Raw genomic sequence first — 15,034 nt, 5'->3', positions numbered from 1 at the left:
TACCATGAGGGGATAATACCAGGCGGCCTTGCTCGATCTCTTATTTTATTTCGTTCAAGCGCTCTTCCAAACGGTCCCACGTCTCCGTGATGCCTTGCAGCATGCCCATGTCCGGATTGTTCCCTGACATGTCATTCACCTCATTACATGATGATTTCTCGGTATTTTCTCATCTCCTTTGCCACTCCGGTCATCTGTCTGTTATCCACAATATACGCGATAGGGAATATTCTCGTAAAGGAATATTTTAAAAAAGGAAACGCTCGTCTGTCCAACAGTCTTCCCCAAAAAAAGAAGCCGGAAGAAACATTGCGTTTCTTTCCCGCTTCTACTGTGCCGAGCGCATGGTTATTGCTTTTTCAGCAACATCGCCCCGATCTCCCCAAGCAGCATTTCCTTGCCGATTGGGCCAAACGCTTTGATGTTGAACGTTTCGTTCGTCACTTCATAAAGATGGCCTTGTTGAACGGCTTTGTTGCTGTTCCAAACCGGGCTCTTTTTCAGCTCTGCGTAAACCTCATCCGCTTTGCCGCCGAAGTTGACGAGGAACAGATGGTCCGGCTGAAACTTCGACAGTCCTTCCAGCTCGACCATTTCCATTGTTTTATCGGCAGGTGTTCCCGCTGCCGGCTTTAAGCCGAGATCCGAGAACAGGATGTCCGCATAGCCGTAGTTTCCGTACACGCGGAACAGTTTCGGCGTTACAGCGAGGAACATGAAGCTCTGGTCGCCGTATGTCTGCTTGAGCTGCTCGCGCATTGTTTTCGTCTTCTCGTCGTAGCCAGCCATTTGTTCACATCTTCTTCCTGTCCGAACAGGCGGCCGATTTCTTTAAACTTGTCCCGCCATTTGTCCATGTCTGTTTCCAGCACGACCGTTGGCGCGATTTTGGACATTTGCTCGTACAGCTTTTGCTGGCGGTTGTTCATAATAATCAGGTCTGGCTTTGTTTCCACTACCGCCTCCAGATTGATGGAGTCATCCCACATCCAGCCAACCGGTTTTACATCTGTCAGCTTGTCCGCTATGTGGGACATGATCTTTGTTTTGTATGTATTCGCCGTTGCCACCGGCTTGTGTCCCAAAATCAAAAGTTCCTCGGCTGCCCCCGACACGTCTGCAATCCGTTTCGGCTCCGCCGGAATCGTCACTTCCCCCATCAGATGCTTGACGACGCGTGTCTTTGGCTGCGTATCTGCTTCCGAAGCGGTTTGGCTTGTGCCACAACCCGCCAATACGGCTACGGCAACCAAGCAGGCCAGTGCGATTCGTGCTGTTTTTTTCATGCGTTCATTTCTCCTTGCTCCATGGTGTTTGGTGTAAACCATTTTTATGATAATAATTCTCATTATCAGTTACGGAGTTGATAATCACATATTCGAACGCTTATGTCAATGATTTTTATTTACGTCGTGCATATAAAATCAAAAAAGAGGCCGTCCCGTTGTCTTGCGACGATTGGGACAGCCTCCTTTTCATTTTGAAACGTTACCTTTTAACTTGGTGCAAACGATCACGTCTGCCCGGCCGTATCACGGTCACGGGGATCACCATGATAACGCTTGCTCCCGAGCCAACCGAGCAGCCACTGTGCGATCCGCGTCCTGGCTACCTGCTAGGGCTAGGACCCTCCCCTGCTCGTGTGGTCAAAAAATTTCCGTGGCATCGGGCGCAAGCCGGGAAACACGCTGCAAATAGTGCGTCACCCGCTCGTCATCCCCCTGCGGGTACGCGTAGCCCAAGGCAGCCGCCACCTCGTTTGCGACCTCGCGGAACAGCTCCCCCATCGCAAACAGTGCCGCCCAGACGCCTTCGTAGCTGCCGCCGGGATAGGTGGACAAAAGCTTTTGCCACCGCTCGGCTGTCAGATGTGCCTCCAAATATTTGCCGCCCTTCCCGATGCTCACGGAAAAATCGGTTTGAATGCCTACCCGCCACTCGACCATTTTCATCAACATCGGCCGGACGTAGCGCTCCAGATACTCGATGGCAAACAAAATTTCCCGTCGCCACAAGCCTTTTGCCACGTACGTCGAGACCCACCAAAATTCGTTGCAGCAGTCGCGGAAGTATTCCGCGGAAGGCCGCTTCACCCAGTAGTCCTCGTCCGTCGACGGCGGCACCTCCGGCAAGCATTGATCTTTGTCCAGCAACACGCGCAGCAGCTTGTCCTCCCGGCAGTACTCGTCCTTTTCGTCCAGCGGAATCAAGGTCAGGTCGATCCGGTTGCCGTCCGTAAACAGCATCAGGTAGGAAAAGCGTCTGCCCAGGTCTGGCGGAAACATCGCCATATCTTCGGGCGTTTGCAAAATGATTCGCTCGCCAAACACATCAATCCAGTCAGGGTCATCCAAAAACGATTGCATGTCTGTGACAAGATAGCTGATGTCGTAATCCTGAAACATATCTTTCGGAGCGCGCGGGTTGCTCCGCGAGCCTTCCAGCGTCACGGCGCGAATCCGTTCGTCTGCGCGCGCGAAGTCCAGCACCAGCTCCATCATTTCTCGTTCACTTCTCATCGTCTGCTACCACCTTTTTTTTGTGACAGGCGGCTCGCCGTTTTCCGGCGAAGCGGCAGCAACCGCTTGCGATCAGCGAAACCGTCACGTCCGTTTGTTTTTTTGCCGTGCCTGTTCTTGCCTGTGCCAAAAAACAACAGACTGGCGGCGGTCCGCGAATCCGCTTCGGACGATGCGTGTTTTATGCGATCAGCAAGGAGACGAACGCTTCCCGGTCGAGGTTGCCGAAAAACTCCTGCAGGTTGACGCCGGCGAGCCGCTCGCTGACAGACGCGCGATCATACGGCGTATCGCGCAGCAGTTCCTCCAACTCGGCTACGTCTCGCACGCCGAAGAAGTCTCCGTATATTTTCGCTTCCTTGATTTTTCCCTTCTCGATATCGAGCTGCACCTCAATGCTGCCAATGTTCTCAAACCGCTTCGTCTGGCGGTAGTTGCTCTTCGGCGATTTGCCGTAGTTCCAGTCCCAGCTCTGGTAGCGGGCTTTGGACAGCTCGTGAATCTTCGCCCAGTCTTCGTCGGTCAGCTTGTATTCCTCGACCTGGCCCTCCCCGAAAATGGAATGGAGAATCGCCAGGCGAAACTCTTCAATCGTCATCGGCTGCGGCAAAAACTCGGAGATGTTGGCGACGCGGCTGCGAATGGACTTGATGCCCTTCGACTGGATTTTCGCGGCGTTTACTTTCAGGGCAGACACCACGTTTTCCATTTCGGAGTCAAACAGCAGCGTGCCGTGGCTGAACATCCGGCCTTTGGTCGAATACTGCGCATTGCCGGAAATTTTCCGCTCTCCGACCTGAATGTCGTTGCGTCCGGTCAGCTCCGCCTCGACGCCCAGCTTTTTCAGCGCCTGGACGACCGGCTCGGTGAATTTGCGGAAGTTGTGAAAAGACTCGCCGTCGTCGTTGGTGATGAAGCTGAAGTTGAGGTTGCCGAGGTCGTGGTAGACGGCCCCGCCGCCAGACAGCCTGCGCACGACGTGGATGTTGTTTTCCTCGACGTAGGCGGCATTGATTTCTTCGATCGTGTTCTGATTTTTTCCGATGATGATCGAAGGTTCATTTATGTAAAACAACAAGTAATCTTCGCTTGCGGGCAAATGTTTCAGCGCGTATTCCTCAATAGCCAGATTGATGCGGGGGTCTGTAATGCCTTGGTTATCTATGAATTTCATCACGCAGCCTCCATCCCAATTCGTTCTCTCTCTTCTATCATACCACGACTCGCTGGCAAACACTGCAAGATCGCCTTTTCTCCATTCCTGAACATTGCCAGGCAGACTTGCTACACATCGTTCGGAAAAATTTAAAATTTTCTGCTGAATTAGACTAAATCTATTTCTAGCTTTTGTCGATAACTATACATAGGTATTTTAGACTAAACCTAGACGAATCTTTTTCCCTACTGTGCGTCTATGAAAAATGGTCGGCCCGTCGAGATCATCTTGGTGTTTCATTCATCCGAAATCTTATGAAGCAGTGAGTTTTTCAGTTTTATGAAAGCAGTCCAGCATTCCCAATCCGTATCATTGCGTACCAAGCTCGTGATGATGTGTCTGCTGCTGCTGGCAATCCCCAGCCTTATCATCGGCTTTCAAGGCTACAACTCTGCCAGCGCTGGACTGAGCGAACTAGGTTCGCGCATCCTGAAAAACAACGTGCATCTGACGATAGAGATGATCGAAGTCCTGCAAAAACAAGTCGACGCAGGCAAAATCAGCATAGAAGATGCACAAGAGCAAGTGAAGCAGCACATCCTCGGTCCGAAGCAAGCGGACGGAACACGAACGATCAACCCGAACATCGACTCCGGTGCGAGCGGCTACATGTTTGTACTGGACGAAAAACGTCCCCAGCAGAGCCATTCCTTCCATTCCCTTTTTCATGCCCATTTCCCCCCTCCTGCTGGATCGGTTTTCCGGTCCTGCATACGCTTTGTGACGCTGTGAATGCCTTTCGTTGTTAAAAAAACAGACACCGTTTACAAGATTACGCCTGAAAAATTCCCTTTCAAAACTTCTTTCTCATGCTGATTTTTACATAAAAAGGATGCACAAATAGCCGTTCGATTCGCTTGCTTTTCAAATCGCTCAATGGTGACCTCACAAATGATTGTATCTCCCGTAAATACCGGCCTTATAAACTCAAAATTCATCGTGCGGGCGAGTACGTTGTAATCTCCCCCTACTTTGGTTGGCAAGGTAGCAGTTAATAACCCTTGGACGACCAGCCTTCCCTGTTCGTCCGGGGTAACATGATGAACTCCTTCATCACCGGAAATTTTCGTAAACCCTTTCACGTCTTCTGCCGTAAAAGTTCGTTCAAACGTGATAACCTCTCCCACTTTTAATGACACAGGAATCTCCTCCCTTATTTTCGAATGCCGACTGATTCGCGCTCGTCCAGATAACTTCGCTCAATCATCTACATGGCCTGCGTCCTCCGCCATTCACATGCGACAAATATTCAAAGGCAGTTGTTCCATACACGCTTTTAAAGTGTTTATTTACATGCGCCAAATCAACAAAACCACATTCGGCGACTGCTGAATAAATATCTCTCTTTTTTTCTATGAGTTGTTTGGCACGTTCTATCTTGCAATTAAGAAAGTACTGGTATGGTGAAATTCCGGTATGCGCCTGTTCCGGATGAAAAAGCATCACACCATTTTGATACAATAATTGCAAACTGCCATCCAACGTATAATGTTGAATCCCCCGCAATGTGACACCGATTGCATATTCCTTGTGGGAATGCTTTTTATACGTAAACTCCGTAATACTTGCCGCTAGGGCAGTAATACCTGCCGATTTTTTATAGATAAATTTGTCCATCCCGGTTCACCTCTTCCTTCGCTTCCCTACACCCATATCATTATGGCAGCATAAACCAAAAATAACGCCATGATTACATTCACTGTCTTTTTATGCTTCTGTAAAAACTGCCTGAAGATTGTACCGAAAACAATCCAGGTAATCATCGTTATCGCGATCACACTGAGAGTCACCGCAGGCATAGCGTTGTAGTAGGGCATGATATAGCTGGGAAAAACATTTAAAAACTGCATAAGGAAGCCGGTCAGAAAGGGGCCGGTCTGGTTTACAGTTCGGTCTGATGAATCCATTTTGTAAATTTGGTAAGCGAGATAGAACATATAAATGGTTCCGATTATCTGCATGATAATGAAAATTTTGGGGATGATCGTCGCCAGCATCGTATTCAACGTACCAGAAACAGCAAGTAAGATTCCAAAAGCAATCGTTGCTCCATACGTATATTCCATTGCCTTTTTTGTCCCCAAATGATTCACTGTGGACAATATGACGATGTTAGTAGGTCCTGGTGTAAACGTAACAATAAAACAGTAAATTAGCAAAGATGTAATATTCATGAGAAAAACTCCTTTCAGGATTCTCATGTAATTTACACCTTAAAATGAATGGCGATATAGTACATTATTGCAGGATGCCGATACGTCTGTTGTGTAATATCATTGCGCAGCCAATGCCTCGGGCATTTTTTCGCCGTTGTCTTCGCACACACACTTCGTTTATGATCGAATCATGAATGAAAGGAGTGTGTCGCCAAATGAACACTAGCCCGAATATTGCGGAAATTACCTCCCTGATCGGCGAGCCGTCCCGCGTCTCCATGCTGGTCAGCCTGATGGGCGGCAAAGCGCTTCCGGCCAGCGAGCTTGCCCGCCTCGCCAGGATCACCCCGCAAACAGCCAGCACCCATCTGGCCAAGCTGGTCGAAGGGGGGCTTTTGCAAAGCGAATCCCATGGCAGACACCGCTACTACCGACTGGCAAGCCCCGAGGTCGCTCACGCCATGGAGGCGCTTTTGACGATTGCGAACCCGGTGCCTGTGCGCTCGTTGCGCGAGTCCGAGCAACTGCGGGTGTTGCGCTATGCGCGCACGTGCTATGACCATCTCGCAGGAGAAGTCGGCGTCGCCCTGACGCAAAAAATGATAGAGCTGCGGCTTTTGGAAGCATCCGGCCAAGACTTTGTGCTGAATGAAGCTGGCAAAGTTAAGCTGCAATCACTCGGCGTCGAGGTGGACGCCCGCCCGAAAAGCAGACGGCGCTTTGCCCGCCAATGCCTGGACTGGAGCGAACGCCGCCATCATCTCGCAGGCAGCCTCGGCGCTTCTCTGACCAACCGCTTGTTTGAGCTAGGCTGGATCGAAAGAATTCCCGGCGGCCGGGCTGTACGCGTCACGCCGGACGGCGCGGCCGGATTTCTCGCTGAATTTGGCTTGGAAGTCAAAAGCGGCAAGGAACGCGTCTAGGCGAGCTTTCCTGAGGCCTTACGCTTTCGCCTTTGCCGCATGCGAGGAAGCAAGCAACTGTTTTTGGGGGCCAAACGTCCAGTTGACGAGAAATATGCCCGCAAAAATCAACAGGCCCCCGGCGTACACGTGCCACATGACGACCTCCCCCAGCAGCACCCAGCCCGAGAGCACGCCGAAAAACGGGGCGAGAAACAGAAAAGCGCTGGTGCGGCCCGGATCTCCCTGACTGAGCAAGTAAAACCAGGTGGCGAACTGCACGATGGAAGCCATGATCGCAAGCCACAGCACGATCAACAGCGAAGCAGTGGTCACGATCAGCTTGGGCGTCTCCAGCGTCACGCCCATGAGCAGAAGCAGCAGGCCGCCGAACAGCATTTGATAGGCCGTCATCACCCAGACGTTAAAGCGGACGCCCCACCGTTTGACGAGGATCGTGGCAATCGACCAGGCGAGTGCCGAGCCTAGCCCGAACAACGTCCCCGACTCCCACTGCAAATGAAAGCCGAGCGTGATGAACACGCCGCACAGCCCGATCAGCACCCCGAGCCATTGCGAGAGCCGGTAGGTGACTCTGAGAAACAACGTCCCCCAGATGACGACGAGCAGCGGATTTAGGAACGTCAAGATCGAAGACTCGCCCGCCGTAATCGTGCGCAGGCTCAAAAAGATACAGCCCATGACCGCCGCCGTCTGCAAAAAGCCGATCAAACCAAGCTGCCCCCACTCACGCCCCGATCTCGGGAGCGGTTTTTTCCGTACCCACAGCGCCAGCAACAGCCCGGCGAGCGTAAAGCGCAGACCGACGAGCAAAAGCGGCGAGAAGTAGGCCAAGCCGATTTTTCCTACCGCAAACGACGAGCCCATCAGCGACGTCGTGACCACCACGAGCATTCCGAACCACAACCGATTCATCTCGTTTCCTCCTTCTTGCAAACAGGTAGCAAGTGATACCGTCAGTGTACACAAAGGAAGTTACGATGCGGATCGAAGTGTATAAGTTCGCCGTCGCTACAGCTCGTATTTTTCCACCAGCCTGATCCCGATTCGCTCCAGCAAAAAGGCCAGCGCCTGCCATATCCAGCGCCGATAGGGCGGCAGATGCCTGACGTAGACCGCGGTGTACTCCGGCTCGCCGATCGCGCCCCTGTCCGCCTTGAAGGCGCCCACTCCCGCGCTCTGATGCAGCAGCAGTCCTTCCCGCTCCGCCTCCTGCACCAACAGGCTTGACAGCATCCGGTACAGCCCCGTCTCTCTCGGCAGTCTCGTATCGTAGCCGAACAAAGGCGTGGTCATGACTCCGTTGCGCACGAAGTAGCCGAGAATCCCGTCCAGCCGCCCGTCCTTTTCCAGTCCGATCAAAGTCAAAGTCCGCCTGCGCATCGCCAGCCGGACGAACTCTTCGCTAAACTGCGGGTTTAGCCGCGAGTATTTGTCCAGGTACAAAGCGTTGTACAGCTCGACGATCCGCTCTGCCTGCCCTTCCGCCAGCTCATCGTGGCGCAGGACGCGGTAGCCCGATTTCGCCAGCAGCTTGCGGTCGCGGGACAGCGTATTGCGCACCCGCCACGTGCCCTCGCCCGGCCAATCCGGGTGGAACAGGTAGACGTAGCGGCTCGGCACCATGATGCAGCCCGCTTGCTTCAGACCGCTGTACAGCTCCGGGCACAGCCGCTGGCAAACAGAGCGAAAAGCAATGACGTGGCGCGGGAACTTTTTGGCGCAAAAGCGCGCAATCTCCCCGGCCTGCTCCGCCGTCCAGGCGTGGTACAAATTCGTCGACAACAACCAGTTGTTCACGATCGCAATCTGATTGCAGCGGCTTCTTTTCATCCATAGTCCAACTCCTGCCAGAACGGGGGTAAACAGCCTCTTCAACAGCCGGGAATCCAGCATGTCCAGTTCCTCGCGCGCATAGGCGACAAAGTGCGTGTACGGCGAGCACACATACGAGTTGTCGTACTCCGCGTCATTGACCGTCACAGGCATGACTCGCCCTCCTGCCAGCAGCCCGAGCAACTGCGTGCGCACGTTGTGGACGTGGCGCGTCGGCGTATCTGCCAGAAGCGCCGTCAAATAGTCGCGAGCGTACTCCCCGTCCTCAAGCTGCCCCCAATCCATGCGAGCCAGCTCTTGTGCCTCGCAAAGCCTAATTTCGTCCTTGCTGCTCATCGAACGCAAACACCCTCTCCACGCGCCGCAGTTTTTTCGTGCCCGAGTGAAGCTGGTACGGAACAAAGTCAATCGCTGGCACTTTTCCCCCATGCGAGCGAATGACCGCCGCGAGACTTTGCCGCACTTGCCGCTTTGCGTCCGCCGCCTGTGCGCCGTTCACGAGCAGCGCGACTTCCACCTGCTCCATGCTCAGTTGACGAACCGTATATTCCTCGATCTCGGCAGACGCGGCGATCACCGCCCGCCGGATGAAGTCCGGGAAGATCGAGACGGGGCGGTTCTCGGTTTCATGCCAAAACCAAAACAGATCATCCGAGCGGCCCTCGACCGACTCCAGCGCCATGAAGATTGAACCGCACGGGCACGGCGTGCGCCTTTCCGTCAAAATGTCATTCAGACGGTAGCGGATGATCGGCTGCGTCTCGCGGGAAAAATCGGTCAGGATCGGGAAAAACCGCTCTTTTCGCTCATCGAGGTACTCTTTTACCATCACCAAAATGTCTTCGTTTACGTGCAGCGTCCCGTGCGCGCAACTGACCGCCAAAAGCCCTTCCGTGCATTGATAAATCTGGTGAACCCGCTGATCGAAGCTCGCCTCGATGTACGCCTCGTCCAGCGGGTCGAGCACCTCCGCCACCGAGATCACTTTCACAGGTGACACCCGCAGGCTTCCTTGCCGCTGCGCTTTTGCCAGCATGCGCAGCATGGACGCCGGGGCCACCAGAACAGTCGGCTGATAGCGATTCAGCCGCTCCAGATGTTCGGCCAGCGCATGCTGCAAGTCGAAAAAGGCGAACTGAATGCGCCGCCTGTCGACCGCCTCGTACAAATTGCTGTTGGCCCGCAGGAAAAAGGCAATCCGCTGCTCGGACCAGAGCTGCCCTGGCAGCGCTTTGGCGAGAATCGTTCCGGCCCACTTCGCCTGTTCCTGTGGCCCGACGAGAAACAGCCCGCGATTGCCGGACGTGCCCGACGACAGGCCGACCGTAATCCCTTTGATCTGCGGCGTGAAGTCGCGCGTGTTCTCCGCCGCAAGCGCGATGCGAAACGCCTCTTCTTTAGCGATGCGCCGCGTGTTCAGTTCGTCAAAATGCTCCATCATCAGCTTTTTGTCAATCGGCGCAAGCTTGCGCCACTCGTCGAGCCGCAGCGTCCCCATCCGTTTCAGGTAAAAGGGAGAGGCCGGCAGCACGCGGGCAAGCAGCGTCTGTACTTGGCGATCCTGCCATTTTTCCAGTTGCTCGCGCGTGGAAAAGCGCCGCGCAAGCCATTTCGTCCGTATGTATTGCCCAAGCAGCGTCATGATCTCCATGAAAAATCTCCGCCCTCTCTCGTCGTCTCCCACACTTCCCCGCAATGGGTCGGCATGATCCGCACGTCCGCGCACTGGCGCGACAACAGGTGCAACCTGTGCAGCTCATCCCGGTATGCCTGGCGATCGGACATGATGAGCCTGGCCAGCGGATGCGGCAGCAAATTGCCCCGGTACGCCTCGCTCGACCAGGCCGCATCTGCGCATAAAAACAGCTCGCCGTGATCGCGGTCGCGCAGGAACAGCCCGAATTGCCCTTTGGCATGGCCGGGGAGGTCGACTGCGAGCAGGCTCCCGTCCGCAAACAGGTCGTACCCTGTCGTATAGGGCGCGTACTTTTGCGGCAAAGCAGTCGGCGCCATGCGGTCAACAAACGTCGCGCGCTCTTCGAAATCATCCGGCATGAGGTCCGGCAAATACGCTTCGCGCACGGCCGCCAAGCCTGTTTTGCCCTTGACGTGCAAATAGGCGCTCTCGAAGCAATACAGCCGGGCGCGCGGAAAATCGCGCAAGCCGCCGATATGGTCGGCGTGAAAATGCGAGAGCAAAATGCCCTGCACCGCGTCCGCCGCGATTCCGTGCCGCGCAAGCTGCGCCCGGACGCTTTGCTCGGCCTGTGTGACGACAGGCGTGATTTTGCTGTAGAGCGAATACGGAAACGCGCTCGTCGCCTCGAAAAACCGCGGCGAGTAGCCCGTGTCAAACAGCCACAGGCCGTGCTCCGGGTGCTCGATCAGCCCGGCGAGCGCATGGAAGCGGATCATTTTCAACTTCCCGCCTTGGCGCGAAAACAGCTCCAACTGGCGGCAGTAGCCCGTATCCAGCCATGTCAGTTTAACGTCCATGCTCCGTCCTCCACCATGCTGCAAAAGTGTCGATCCCTTCCGCGATGCTCACGCGCGGCTTGTAGCCAAGCTCCCGCCGCGCCTTGGAAATGTCCAGCGTCTGCGATTTGGCGAGCACCCCGACCGAGTAGCGCGTCAGCACAGGCTCGCGGTAGCCCAGGACGGTGCGCGAGAGGCTCTCCAGCACCCATGCGGCCGCGTAGGCTTTCCAGTAGGGCACTTCCTTTGCCCGCAGCGGCATGTCCAGCCGCCTGAACACGTCTGTCAGCACGTCAACGAGCGTGACAGGCTCTCCGTTCGTAATGTTGTAAGCTTGCCCAAACGTGCTGCCGGGCGAGTCCATGCACAACAGCAGCGCGTCGACGACATTGTCCACATACGTCAAGTCGATCAGCGCTTTTCCCCCGCCGATCAGCGGGACGTACTTCTGCTCGTTGGCGCGAATCAGCCGCGGCAGGATCGCATTGTCTCCCGGCCCGAACAGCGCGCGCGGCCGAATCGTAATCGTCGGCAGCCCTTCGCGGTACGCCTTGGCCACCGCAAGCTCTGCCAGGTGCTTCGTCTCTGCATATGTATTGGCGAATCGGCGCGGCAACGGCTGCTCTTCCTGGATGCCGTACGCATCGGCAAACGCAAAGTAAATGCTCGGGCTGGATACGTGAACGAGCCGCTCGATCCCGTGCTGCTTGCAGCCTTCGATGACGTGAACGGTGCCGCTCACATTCGTCTCGTACATGTCCCCGTACTTTCCCCATGGCGAGGAAAACGCGGCAACGTGCTGGACAATCTCCTGGCCGCGGCAGGCGTCCGCTACAGCCTGCCTGTCCCGGATGTCGGCGCGGACAAAGCGGATGCCGCGCTCCTGCAGCTTGCGCCCGATCGTTTCATCCCGCCCCAGCGCGGTCACCTCATGCCCCTCTTCGTGCAGCCGCTGCACCAGCTTTTGCCCAAGGAAGCCTGTGCCCCCTGTAACGAGCACGCGTTTTTTCATCTGCCTTTCCCTTCCTTTCCGGTAGAAAAAATCCGCTTTTGGCCGTTACTGCGGCGTTTCTCCGTTCCATTCGATATCGCTCGTACTGCAAGCGAGCAGGCTCGTCTTCGTCCGCAAGCTCTGCCAGGCCAGATCGCCGAGCATCATAAACTGGTCGAAAAACGGCCGCGGGTCCTCCGCGCGAAACAGCACGTCTCTTGCGTTGCACAGGTCGCGGACCCAGCGCGTCCAGCCGCGCCAGTCTTTGACGTTCGCCAGTCCGTAGGTCAGCATCGCCATCGTCAGCATGCAGGTCTGGCCCGCCTGCGGGACGACCGCTTCCGCCCTGCCTTCCGCTCCGCCCTGCGATTTGCCCGCCAAAAAAGCGTCCGCTGCGGCTGTTTGTCCCGCAAACAGATGGATGCCGCTCGTCAGCCTCGGGTTGCACTCGATCACGTACAGCTCGCCTGTCTTGCTCTCGATGAAGTCAAAAGCGATTTGCCCGCTAAGCCGGTGCCTGCGCACAAAGCGGGTGACAAAATCTTTGACGCCTGCGTGCGCGGCATAGGCGAAATGAATCGTCGCCCCCTGCCCCGCCGTATGCACCGTCTCGTAGTCCGCGTACAGCGCAAGCTCCCCTTCGCGCGCGACCGCGTAGCTGCACAACTGGCGCCCCGCGATAAACCGCTGGACGAGCCACGGCTGACGGGCGGAAGGGACGGGCAGCGCAGACAGCCTGGCCCGGGACGGCTCGGAGATGATCTGGACGTGGGCAGCGAATCTGGAGTAGACGGGCTTTAGCACGACCGGGCCTGTCGCCTGGCGAATCGCCGCATCCCGCTCATCTGCCGATTCCGCCCGAACCGTATGCGGAACGAGCGCCCCCGCGCCTCGCGCCAGCTTCCCGAACTCCGATTTGTCATGCAGCGTCCGCAGCACGGCAAGCGGCTCTACCAGCACATCGCCATGCGCAAGCAGACGCTCGCGGCCGTGCGCGACGTAAAAAATTTCCTCGCACGTCGGAATGAGCAGGTCGACCCGTTCCTTGCGCATGATCTGGCACAGCTCGTCGATGTACGCCTCTGGCTGCGTCCTGGGCGGCGGGACGCGATACGAGCGCTGCACGTAGCGGGAATGCGCGCACAAATGCCGGGCCGCGCTCTCGGCCACAATCACGCGCTGTCCCGCTGCACGCAGCAAACGGGCCAGCTCCAGCGTGGCAGGCGCCCTGCCTCCGGTCAGCAAAACCGTCCGCTCAATACGCAAGGACGATGCCCCCGAGCGACAAGCCAGCGGACGTGCCCAAGAGCAGCATGTAGTCTCCCCGCGCCACCCGCTCTTGGCTGATCGCCTCGTGCAGCGCCATCGGGATGGAAGCCGCAATCACATTGCCGTGGTCTTCCATGATGTTGACCATCTGCTCGGCGGAAAAGCCCAGCTTGCCTTGCATGATGCGCAGCGCCATGCCGCTCGCCTGGTGAGGGATCACGGCCCGAAGCTGTTTTTTGCCGACAGCCGCACTGGCGAGCAGGCTGTCTACAAACCCGGTAATCAACTGCGAGGTCAGCCGAAAAATTTTGCGCCCATCCATATCAAAAGCAAAGTCGTCCTCGTACCCGTTCACGTACTCGCGCGGGTGCAGCATCGTTCCGCCGCCGCGAATTTCCGAGTAGTGGGCCCCTTCGCTATACGTTTTCATCGCCGAGCCAAGGATGCGGGACGCCTCGTGATCCGGCGTCCGGCCGACGACCACAGCCGCCGCGCCGTCTCCGAACAGCACGCAGCTTTCTTTTTGCTTCCAGTTCAGTCCCGCCGAGGCGATCTCCGTCGAAACGATCAGCACGCGCTCATACACGCCGAGCGCCATCGTACAGGACATGACATCCAGTGCCGTTACAAAGCTCAGGCAGGTAGAATTGATGTCAAAGCAGGCGATCCCCGTCCCTGCAAGCCCCAGCTCTTCCTGAATCAGCGCCGCCGTGCACGGAATCTCCTGCTGGGCCGTACCGCTCGCACACACGATGCAGTCGAGCTCTGAAAGCGCGATGCCCGCCGCCGCGACTGCCTGCCGCGCCGCGCTTGCGCCCATCTGTGCCGCAGTTTCCCCCGTCACATAATGTCTGACGCGAACCCCGGATTTCTTTTCCGTCCATCCGGCGGCAAGCCCCAGCCGCTCATCCAGCTCGGCTGCCGTCACTTGCCGTGCAGGCAGGTACTTCCCGGTGCCCAACAACTTGATTCTTCTCTCCATCATCTGGCTCTCCCTCGGTTTTGATGTCTCTCACACTGTATGCCGTCACTTTTATCCATTTTACGAAAAAGAATGGCAGCTTGTGGGGATTATTTCTCAAAAGCAAAAAACTACCTTTCGCCTGTACGCAAAAGGTAGTCTCCAACAAAGACGTTTGTGCTAGCTTTTTCGTTTCCCCCACGGCTTGAAAACAGACAAAAGAAATAACAGGAAAAGCGAGAGCACCTGCAAGACAATGCCCGTCCAGAGCTGCCCGCTGTTGACGAGAAAAGCCGAGTTTTCCGCCGCCCCAAGCCCTTCTGCCCGGGAAATCGTCACCGCCTGCAGTGTCCACACATACATGCCGATGGGCCCGAGCAGTACAGCGACCAGCGTGAGCACTTCCTTGGCGATTATCCAGTAGTAGCGAAACAGTCCCCAGTGCGTCCAGACAGACAAAAGCACTCCGGTCACAATCGTCCCGATCGTCGACGCCCGCACACTCGTTTTCGCCAGCGCATGCATGGCGGTGTAGCAGGCAGTAAAAATGCCCGCATCGTCCGTATTCGCCGCCACGATGCTCAACACGAGAAAGATGACGGCTCCGCCCAGCATGATCGCGGAAAAGAGCAAGTGCAAAAGCAGCAGCCATTTTTTCTGGTTCAAACCGATTCTGGCCATGGTTTCA

Annotated in this window: 15 protein-coding genes and 2 pseudogenes; 2 read left to right on the top strand and 15 right to left on the bottom strand. The window is 56.0% G+C overall.

The features are described from left to right. Positions 1-40: 40 nt before the first annotated feature. From BA6348_RS28185 to lplA, 4 genes and pseudogenes are all read right to left on the bottom strand, one after another. Positions 41-112 (bottom strand): annotated as a pseudogene (locus tag BA6348_RS28185) (SRPBCC family protein); the annotation flags it as partial. A 236-nt stretch (positions 113-348) separates the two neighbouring features. Then, positions 349-1,286, bottom strand: a pseudogene (locus BA6348_RS08065) (ABC transporter substrate-binding protein). Between the two features lie 360 nt (positions 1,287-1,646). Beyond that, positions 1,647-2,519, bottom strand: a complete 873-nt coding sequence (locus BA6348_RS08060; RefSeq protein ID WP_122952996.1) for an aminoglycoside 6-adenylyltransferase — start codon at positions 2,517-2,519, stop codon at positions 1,647-1,649. A gap of 181 nt (positions 2,520-2,700) precedes the next feature. Then, the gene (lplA, locus tag BA6348_RS08055) at positions 2,701-3,693 is read right to left on the bottom strand and encodes a lipoate--protein ligase (RefSeq protein ID WP_007781102.1); all 993 of its coding nucleotides are present in this window, start codon (positions 3,691-3,693) and stop codon (positions 2,701-2,703) included. Positions 3,694-4,014: 321 nt separating this feature from the next. On the opposite strand from lplA, the gene BA6348_RS08050 reads away from it, so the two are divergent. Continuing rightward, on the top strand, positions 4,015-4,467 hold the full coding sequence (locus tag BA6348_RS08050) for a cache domain-containing protein (RefSeq protein ID WP_007781104.1): 453 nt from the start codon (positions 4,015-4,017) through the stop codon (positions 4,465-4,467). Positions 4,468-4,499: 32 nt separating this feature from the next. Here the strand turns inward: BA6348_RS08050 and BA6348_RS08045 are convergent, their stop codons facing one another. From BA6348_RS08045 to BA6348_RS08035, 3 genes are all read right to left on the bottom strand, one after another. Beyond that, positions 4,500-4,874, bottom strand: a complete 375-nt coding sequence (locus tag BA6348_RS08045) for a hotdog domain-containing protein (protein WP_025849067.1) — start codon at positions 4,872-4,874, stop codon at positions 4,500-4,502. Between the two features lie 64 nt (positions 4,875-4,938). Then, complete coding sequence (locus tag BA6348_RS08040) at positions 4,939-5,352, bottom strand: AraC family transcriptional regulator (protein ID WP_007780284.1); 414 nt, start codon at positions 5,350-5,352, stop codon at positions 4,939-4,941. A 26-nt stretch (positions 5,353-5,378) separates the two neighbouring features. Continuing rightward, positions 5,379-5,909, bottom strand: a complete 531-nt coding sequence (locus BA6348_RS08035) for a LysE family translocator (protein ID WP_007780281.1) — start codon at positions 5,907-5,909, stop codon at positions 5,379-5,381. 197 nt (positions 5,910-6,106) lie between these two features. Between BA6348_RS08035 and BA6348_RS08030 the strand changes: the two genes are divergently transcribed. After that, entirely contained in the window at positions 6,107-6,814 is a 708-nt protein-coding gene (locus tag BA6348_RS08030) for an ArsR/SmtB family transcription factor (RefSeq protein WP_122952997.1), read from the top strand. Between the two features lie 18 nt (positions 6,815-6,832). On the opposite strand, the gene BA6348_RS08025 is transcribed toward BA6348_RS08030, so the two are convergent. The 8 genes from BA6348_RS08025 to BA6348_RS07990 all read right to left on the bottom strand — a co-directional run bounded on the left by BA6348_RS08025 (position 6,833) and on the right by BA6348_RS07990 (position 15,027). Further along, positions 6,833-7,729 carry a DMT family transporter gene (locus BA6348_RS08025; RefSeq protein ID WP_007780273.1) on the bottom strand — a complete coding sequence of 299 codons (897 nt, stop codon included), beginning with the start codon at positions 7,727-7,729 and terminating at the stop codon, positions 6,833-6,835. A gap of 96 nt (positions 7,730-7,825) precedes the next feature. Further along, a complete protein-coding gene (locus BA6348_RS08020; RefSeq protein WP_051353958.1) occupies positions 7,826-8,986 on the bottom strand; it encodes a GNAT family N-acetyltransferase in 1,161 nt (386 codons plus the stop codon). After that, positions 8,964-10,301 carry a F390 synthetase-related protein gene (locus tag BA6348_RS08015; protein WP_122952998.1) on the bottom strand — a complete coding sequence of 446 codons (1,338 nt, stop codon included), beginning with the start codon at positions 10,299-10,301 and terminating at the stop codon, positions 8,964-8,966. The genes BA6348_RS08020 and BA6348_RS08015 overlap by 23 nt, the downstream gene beginning before the upstream one ends. Next, complete coding sequence (locus BA6348_RS08010; RefSeq protein WP_005827454.1) at positions 10,289-11,146, bottom strand: MBL fold metallo-hydrolase; 858 nt, start codon at positions 11,144-11,146, stop codon at positions 10,289-10,291. Before BA6348_RS08010 ends, BA6348_RS08015 begins: the two co-directional genes overlap by 13 nt. After that, a complete protein-coding gene (locus tag BA6348_RS08005; protein WP_025849078.1) occupies positions 11,136-12,137 on the bottom strand; it encodes an NAD-dependent epimerase/dehydratase family protein in 1,002 nt (333 codons plus the stop codon). The genes BA6348_RS08010 and BA6348_RS08005 overlap by 11 nt, the downstream gene beginning before the upstream one ends. A 45-nt stretch (positions 12,138-12,182) precedes the next feature. Beyond that, positions 12,183-13,382, bottom strand: coding sequence for an ATP-grasp domain-containing protein (locus BA6348_RS08000; protein ID WP_005827457.1), 1,200 nt, complete (start codon positions 13,380-13,382; stop codon positions 12,183-12,185). Next, positions 13,372-14,367 (bottom strand): beta-ketoacyl-ACP synthase III, encoded by a 996-nt coding sequence (locus BA6348_RS07995; RefSeq protein WP_025849082.1) that lies wholly within the window; start codon positions 14,365-14,367, stop codon positions 13,372-13,374. The genes BA6348_RS08000 and BA6348_RS07995 overlap by 11 nt, the downstream gene beginning before the upstream one ends. A 159-nt stretch (positions 14,368-14,526) precedes the next feature. Continuing rightward, positions 14,527-15,027 carry a hypothetical protein gene (locus BA6348_RS07990; RefSeq protein WP_026558138.1) on the bottom strand — a complete coding sequence of 167 codons (501 nt, stop codon included), beginning with the start codon at positions 15,025-15,027 and terminating at the stop codon, positions 14,527-14,529. Between the last annotated feature and the right edge of the window lie 7 nt (positions 15,028-15,034).

Source organism: Brevibacillus agri, assembly GCF_004117055.1.
GTDB lineage: Bacteria > Bacillota > Bacilli > Brevibacillales > Brevibacillaceae > Brevibacillus > Brevibacillus agri.
Note: the sequence above shows the minus strand (reverse complement) of the source record. Positions and strands in the feature narration are given on the sequence as shown.

Bases quoted from the DNA above. Each gene is read 5' to 3' on its own strand.
- BA6348_RS08005 (WP_025849078.1), bottom strand. From the start codon at position 12,137: ATGAAAAAACGCGTGCTCGTTACAGGGGGCACAGGCTTCCTTGGGCAA.
- BA6348_RS08035 (WP_007780281.1), bottom strand. From the start codon at position 5,909: ATGAATATTACATCTTTGCTAATTTACTGTTTTATTGTTACGTTTACA.
- BA6348_RS08025 (WP_007780273.1), bottom strand. From the start codon at position 7,729: ATGAATCGGTTGTGGTTCGGAATGCTCGTGGTGGTCACGACGTCGCTG.
- BA6348_RS08050 (WP_007781104.1), top strand. From the start codon at position 4,015: ATGAAAGCAGTCCAGCATTCCCAATCCGTATCATTGCGTACCAAGCTC.
- BA6348_RS08015 (WP_122952998.1), bottom strand. From the start codon at position 10,301: ATGGAGATCATGACGCTGCTTGGGCAATACATACGGACGAAATGGCTT.
- BA6348_RS08060 (WP_122952996.1), bottom strand. From the start codon at position 2,519: ATGAGAAGTGAACGAGAAATGATGGAGCTGGTGCTGGACTTCGCGCGC.
- BA6348_RS08040 (WP_007780284.1), bottom strand. From the start codon at position 5,352: ATGGACAAATTTATCTATAAAAAATCGGCAGGTATTACTGCCCTAGCG.
- BA6348_RS07995 (WP_025849082.1), bottom strand. From the start codon at position 14,367: ATGGAGAGAAGAATCAAGTTGTTGGGCACCGGGAAGTACCTGCCTGCA.
- BA6348_RS07990 (WP_026558138.1), bottom strand. From the start codon at position 15,027: ATGGCCAGAATCGGTTTGAACCAGAAAAAATGGCTGCTGCTTTTGCAC.
- BA6348_RS08020 (WP_051353958.1), bottom strand. From the start codon at position 8,986: ATGAGCAGCAAGGACGAAATTAGGCTTTGCGAGGCACAAGAGCTGGCT.
- BA6348_RS08010 (WP_005827454.1), bottom strand. From the start codon at position 11,146: ATGGACGTTAAACTGACATGGCTGGATACGGGCTACTGCCGCCAGTTG.
- BA6348_RS08030 (WP_122952997.1), top strand. From the start codon at position 6,107: ATGAACACTAGCCCGAATATTGCGGAAATTACCTCCCTGATCGGCGAG.
- lplA (WP_007781102.1), bottom strand. From the start codon at position 3,693: ATGAAATTCATAGATAACCAAGGCATTACAGACCCCCGCATCAATCTG.